The organism is Microcoleus sp. MON2_D5 (assembly GCF_036701905.1).
In the GTDB taxonomy this organism is placed as follows: Bacteria; Cyanobacteriota; Cyanobacteriia; order Cyanobacteriales; family Microcoleaceae; genus Microcoleus.
Genome location: NZ_JAUBRM010000007.1, coordinates 115762 through 122397 on the forward strand (window position 1 = coordinate 115762; position 6636 = coordinate 122397).

The 6636-nt window shown below is 45.7% G+C and carries 3 protein-coding genes; 2 read left to right on the forward strand and 1 reads right to left on the reverse strand.

Annotation, left to right across the window (positions count from 1 at the left end; genetic code table 11):
* Positions 1 to 155: 155 nt before the first annotated feature.
* Both QUA47_RS04490 and QUA47_RS04495 read left to right on the forward strand, forming a co-directional pair.
* Positions 156 to 1205 (forward strand): UPF0104 family protein, encoded by a 1050-nt coding sequence (locus QUA47_RS04490; protein WP_333429867.1) that lies wholly within the window; start codon positions 156 to 158, stop codon positions 1203 to 1205.
* 332 nt (positions 1206 to 1537) lie between these two features.
* Positions 1538 to 5767: a DUF4347 domain-containing protein gene (locus tag QUA47_RS04495; protein ID WP_333429868.1), complete on the forward strand. Its 4230-nt coding sequence runs from the start codon at positions 1538 to 1540 to the stop codon at positions 5765 to 5767.
* Positions 5768 to 5926: 159 nt separating this feature from the next.
* Here the strand turns inward: QUA47_RS04495 and QUA47_RS04500 are convergent, their stop codons facing one another.
* Positions 5927 to 6376: an ATP-binding cassette domain-containing protein gene (locus QUA47_RS04500; protein WP_333429869.1), complete on the reverse strand. Its 450-nt coding sequence runs from the start codon at positions 6374 to 6376 to the stop codon at positions 5927 to 5929.
* Positions 6377 to 6636: the final 260 nt, after the last annotated feature.

Here is a 6636-nt window from a genome sequence, read left to right on the forward strand (position 1 = left end):
CGCACAGTCTGTAGAGGTCTGCATAGGTTAGGTTAAACAGATTTATTCCGTCATATTATGCCGTGTAAATCAACCACAATTCCGCCTTGGCTCATCTCCAATATAAAATATAAAACACTATAACTTAATCCCAAATTCAAAATCGGGATCAGAAAATGGGAAAACCACACTTGCATCGAATTCAGAATTTTTTAAATCTCGCGAAATCGCATTTAAAGCCTTATTTGCGCTATTTGATTTTGGGCGGGACGTTTTTATTTATTGCCAAAGCTTTTTTAACTCACTGGCGAGAAGTCGCGAATATCCAAATTCGAGCCGAAAGTTTTCCGTTGCTGGCGATCGCCCTCGGCGTCACTTTATTATCTCTAATTTTTGTCGGCTGGGTGTGGATGTTGATTTTGCGGGAATTCCGCCAACCTGTAACTGCCGCCTGGGCAATTCAAGTTTTTCTCAAAACTAATATTGCCAAGTATTTGCCGGGGAATATTTGGCATTTTTGGGGTCGAATATTGGAGGCCAAAAAGGCAGGCATTTTCCCCAAAGCTGCTACTCTCAGCGTGTTGCTGGAACCGCTGCTGATGGCTTCGGCAGGCCTTTTGATTGGGTTGATTTGTTTTGACAAATTCAATTGGTTTTGGCGGCTTGTCGGTTTTGCTGCTATTTTAACGGCGATTCATCCCCGAATTTTAAATCCGATCGTTCTCTTTGTAGAGCGGTTGAAGTTATCCAAGAACAAGGGGGAAAATTCAAAGGCTGAGGAGGCTGCGGATGAGCAACTAAATTTTACTACAGAGTCTACTTCCAACATAGCTAAAAAAACATTGCGTGTCAAGTCCGGTCGCCAAATTAATTTGCCAATTAAACGCTATCCTTTAGTGCCGTTAATCGGACAAATGTGTTTTATCGGATTGCGGGGCTGCGGATTTTTGCTAACTGTAACGGCTTTAACTCCGGTGAACTTTAGTAATATTCCCAACTTGTTCGGTGCTTTTTGTTTGGCGTTTGTTGTCGGTTTAGTCGTACCGGGTGCACCGGGGGGAATGGGAGTATTTGAAGCAACGGCGATCGCCCTGCTGTCCGATCGCTTTTCTACGGGTATAATTCTGAGTGCCGTGGCTTTGTATCGGATAATTAGCATTCTGGCGGATGTTTCGGGTGCTGTTTTGGCAAAGCTCGATCGCCAGCGCGATCGGCGCAGTAAGTGAGTGGGAAAATGTATACTGCCAGCGGACTTGCCGCGATTAGCCGAGTCGAAAATATGTATTTTTATTAAGATTTTTTGCTTACGTACGTATGCTGGTATAGTTGAGCTTAGACAGAAGTTTTTCAAATAATCTGTTTGAGTTCATCAAGAACAAAGCCACAAACAATATAGTCTGAATCAATAAATTTAAGACTGGCAAGCAAACCGAGTTGCTCTCATAAAAATTACAATTTTAGGTATTGGTACCGTCAAAGAAACGTTTTTTTTGAGTTCCGGTTTGGTAGTCCTGGATTTATGAAAAATTGTTAACTTTAGGATATAGGGTACACAGCCATGATGCCAGTTTTATCAGCAGGTGCGAGCCAACTTCCGAATCAAATCAACGCGGGCAATGGGAGTTTTGGGGAAAAGAGCGATCGGCCCAATAACCCCAGTACAATAGTATTTATCGATACGGCAGTAGCAGACTATCAAACACTTCTAGATGGAGTGAAATTGGGAGTAGAAGCAATAATTATCGACTCCCACAGAGATGGAGTCGAACAAATTAGCGAAGTGCTAGCAAATCGCACTAATATTGACAGCATTCATCTAGTTTCCCACGGCGAACCGGGCAGCTTGCAACTCGGTAAAACCAGACTGTCTGTCGATAACCTAGAAGCTTATAGCCAGCAATTGCAGCAATGGCGACGCGCTTTAAAAATTGATGCAGACATCCTGATTTACGGCTGCCATGTAGCAGCAGCATCCCGCGCTTGCCCGAAAGTCCGCCAGGGAATAAATTCCCTGTCTCAAAGCGAAAGACGGTTGAAACGGACTGAAAACAATTTCATTAAACAGTCCTCTTTAGAGGACTTTTGCTATGACACGGGGGTTTCAACCCCCGGCGGAATCGAGGGCGAACCAGCCTTAGAATACTTTGGTGAAACAAGAATTGAAACCTCCAGCGGACTCGATGAACAAGCCGTAGATGGTGTCCAATTCCTCCACCGCATTGCATCCCTCACTGGTGCAAATATCGCCGCATCCAAGCATCTCACAGGGAGTGCAAAATTAGGTGGCAACTGGGAACTAGAAGAAAAAATCGGCAAGATCAAATCGCCCCTAGCATTCGAGTCAAACGCGATGCAAAATTATGCGTCTGTTTTGGCTACCTATACCGTTAAAAATACTTTAGATCTAGATGGCGTTCCAGACTCTCTGCGAAATGCGATCGAAAAAGCTAATTCCAATCCCGGGTTAGACACAATTGAGTTTGAAATTCCCGGCACTGGGCCTCATACCATTACCCTTGGCAATCAAGCCTTACCTGTCATTACCAGCCCAGTTAAAATCGATGGCACATCTCAACCTGGATATGCTGGTAAACCCCTTATCGAACTAAATGGTAGTTTAGTACAAACATCTTTGCCTTCTTCGTCTCCCTATGTCGCTGGTTTAGAGTTAGGGAAAAACCGTTTTGGCGGCCCAGAAGATTCCCGTGGCAGTACCATTCAAGGATTGGTTATTAACGGATTTGGAAAGGGCGCAAATTTCCCTGGCAAGGGCATTCTGATTACAACTAATAACAATACCATCCAAGACAACTACATTGGTACTGATATTAGCGGTACGACGGCTGTAGGCAACAGGGGCTATGGCGTCCACATCCAAAGTTACACTCAAAACAATCCTCCTGATGTCACCACCCTAACAGGCAATATTATCTCGCGAAACGTCATCTCTGGTAACGAAGGTATTGGAGGTATATTTATTGCTGCAACAGCGTCAGGGGGCGTCACAAACACCAAAATTACGGGCAATTACATAGGGACTGATGCCACGGGGACAATAGCTTTAGGCAACGATGGTGATGGCATTCTTATCTCCGGTCGCAACGCGAATAATACGATCATCGGCGGTACGGCAGCCGGAGAAGGAAATGTCATTGCTAACAATAATGGTAGTGGTATTGAAATTATTGGAAGTTCCGCCAGCAACACTATTCAAGGGAATAGCATCTTTAACAACAAAGAATTAGGAATTGACTTACTAGGCAATACTGGCATCACTCCCAACGATTTAGGCGACGCTGATACAGGTAGCAACAATCTGCAAAATTTCCCGGTTCTGACCTCAGTTAGCGGCAACACAGTCAGCGGCATTCTCAACAGCACTCCTAACGCCAACTTCCGGGTCGAATTCTTTGCAAATACCAGTTATCACCCGGCAGGTGCAGATCAAGGTGAAACTTTTCTAGGTTTCCAAGACGTTACTACAGATAGTGCTGGCAATGCTAATATTAACTTCCCCTACATTCCAGTAGCAGGCAAACCGGTTATCGCTGCTACTGCTACTAACAAAACTACAGGCGATACTTCGGAATTTTCCCTTCGCCGCAATCAACCACCAGTCAACACTGTACCGGGAAAAACAACTACTACCACAACTAACTCTAACAATATTACCCTCAACAGCGGAGACTTGGTATATAACGTTTTAGCGACACCGTATCCGTCTGAGATCGATGTTTCAGGCGTGACGGGAAATGTAGACAGCGTTACAGCCACTCTCAACAATGTCCAAACTTTTAATGGCTTGGATGGTTCATCGCAGGTAATCAACCTCTTGCTAGTTGGCCCAGAGGGACAAAATGTAGTGTTAATGTCTCACGTGGGCTCTGCACCACTTAACAACATCACGCTGAACTTCGATGATAATGCGGCTGCGTTTCTTCGTCAGCCATACCCTACTACTTTGCCGATTATTGCTTCAGGCAACTACAAACCGAGTAACTATTCGTTAAACGGTTTTCGCGATATTTATCCCTTTTTGTATAACAACAATACGCAAACACCGACCGGGGCACCAGAAGGGCCTTACGGTTCGACTCTTTCTGTTTTTAATAAAACTAACCCCAATGGCAGTTGGAAATTGTATGCAGTTGATGCCAACCAAGAGAATAGTAAAGCTTCCGGTGCTACTACTCCGGGAAATATTGCTAGCTGGAGTGTCAACATTACTACTGATGGCAAAGAAACGACGACTGAAAATACTCCTCGCATCTTCTCTGCTAGCAACGGTAATAGTATCTCTGTATCGGATTCAGATAGTGAGTCTGTCGAAGTTAATCTCAGCGTTACCAGCGGAATTATTACGCTCAATTCGCTGACAGGTTTAACGGGATCGGGGAATGGCAGCAACAGCCTGATTTATACGGGAAAACAGGCTGATATTAATGCTGCTTTAGAGGGTTTAACTTATACGCCGAATCCGAACTTTGTTGGAACGGATACGCTGACTTTGACGACAAACGATCGCGGAGCTCCAGAATTAGGGGGTGCTCAAACCGATAGCGATCGTGTGAATATTACCGTCAACCCACTAACTCCGACACCAACTCCACCAACGCCGACTCCGACTCCAACACCTGCGGAAACTCCGACGCCAACTCCACCAACGCCAGCTCCGACGCCGACTCCTGCGGAAACTCCGACACCAACTCCACCAACGCCAACTCCGACGCCGACTCCACCAACGCCGACGCCTGCGCCAACTCCGACTCCTGCGGAAACTCCGACACCAACTCCTGCGGAAACTCCAGCGCCAACTCCGACGCCAACTCCGACGCCTACTCCTGCGGAAACTCCGACTCCAACACCGACGCCAACACCATCAGTACCCGTTGTTACACCAGGAAGTAATACTGATTGCATTTGCAATACTATTGAGTATCCAACAGTCGATCGCCCAAACCAACCTGACAACATTATCAACGGCAATGGTAGCGGTGCAATTCAGTTGGGTACACCGGAAAATGATGCTTTTTACGGCAGTTTAAATCCGAATATTTTCGATGCCGATTTAGGCGATGATAACCTCTACGGCGGTGAAGGAAACGACATCCTTTACGGCAACAGAGGGAATGATTTTATTGACGGCAACAAGGGAGATGATATCCTTTTGGGCGGCAAAAGTAATGACATCATCCTTGGTCATGAAGGCGAAGATATCATCTTCGGCAATCGCGGCAATGATTCAATAAATGGTAAAGAAGACAACGACTTAATTTTGGGCTGTGAAGGTGATGATTTTATCGACGGTGGCAAAGGCAGCGATATCGCATTTGGAGGCAAGGGAAATGATATAATCTTCGGCGGCCAAGGGGAGGATTCTCTCTACGGTGATTATGGTAATGATACCCTCTGCGGAGGTGCTGGCAATAATTATCTGAGTGGAGGTGCTGGCAATGATTTACTAGACGGCTGCGAGGGAAATGATACTTTGATTAGTGGCAAAAGTAATGATACTCTGATTGGCGGTTTGGGGGATGATTGTTTAATTGGAGGTGCTGGGAGTGATCGCTTTTTACTATCTGCCAATTCTGGTATCGATATTATTGCCGATTTTGAAGCGGGAAAAGATTTGCTGATGCTAGCTAATGGCTTGACATTCGAGCAATTAACTCTTACTGAAAATAGCGGTGCAACATTGATTCAGTTTGGGGAAACAGGAGAAATTATAGCTGCTTTAAACGGAGTTTCTGTTAGCATAATAAGCGCCAGTGATTTCAGTTTCATTTAAACAGGCTCACCACTGATGCACGTCGGCAACAAACGGTGTCCCGTTCGTATACTTTTTGTGCCGATCGAGCATCTCCAACCTGACGCACCCTACCGCAACTGTCTCTTTCTCCTCTAACTCTGTGTCCTCTGCGGTTAAAAACTCTAATCCTTATATGAATTAAAGCATTTTTTCCAGAAATTGCTTGGCGCGATCGCACTTTGGGTTGCTAAAAAACTCCTGCGGCGGCACATCTTCCGCCACCTTTCCGCCATCGAGAAACAAGAGCCGGTGGGCGACTTCCCGCGCAAAACCCATTTCGTGAGTTACAATTGCCATCGTAATTCCCGTTTTCGTCAAAGCTTTCATCACATCTAACACTTCTTTAACCATTTCTGGATCGAGTGCAGAAGTCGGTTCGTCCATCAACAAAATTTCCGGTTCCATAGCCAAACAGCGGGCGATCGCCACCCGCTGTTTTTGTCCCCCCGAAAGCTTAGAAGGATAAACCTGGGCCTTATCTGACAAACCCACTTTTTCCAGCCATTCTAACCCTTTCAGACGCGCCTCATCCGATTCAACCTGCTTCACCTTTACAGGCGCAGACATCACATTTTGCAGCACAGTCATGTGCGGAAGTGGAAAGGCTAAAAAACCCTCCCCACTTTCTGGGGGATTTTCATAATATCTGCCTTCGGCAAAGTAATATCCACCTGTTGTCGGTTTAGTCGTACCCGGAGCATCGGCGGGAATGGGAGTATTTGAAGCAACGGCGATCGCCCTGCTGTCCGATCGCTTTTCTACGGGTATAATTCAATACGGTTCAGTTAAGGCTCAAATAGTGGTAAATTAGGTATGGTGTCCAAAAATGGAGAGCAAGTAAGGTGCAT

Coding starts and splice junctions, on each gene's coding strand:
- QUA47_RS04490 (WP_333429867.1), top strand. CDS start 156: ATGGGAAAACCACACTTGCATCGAATTCAGAATTTTTTAAATCTCGCG.
- QUA47_RS04495 (WP_333429868.1), top strand. CDS start 1,538: ATGATGCCAGTTTTATCAGCAGGTGCGAGCCAACTTCCGAATCAAATC.
- QUA47_RS04500 (WP_333429869.1), bottom strand. CDS start 6,376: ATGACTGTGCTGCAAAATGTGATGTCTGCGCCTGTAAAGGTGAAGCAG.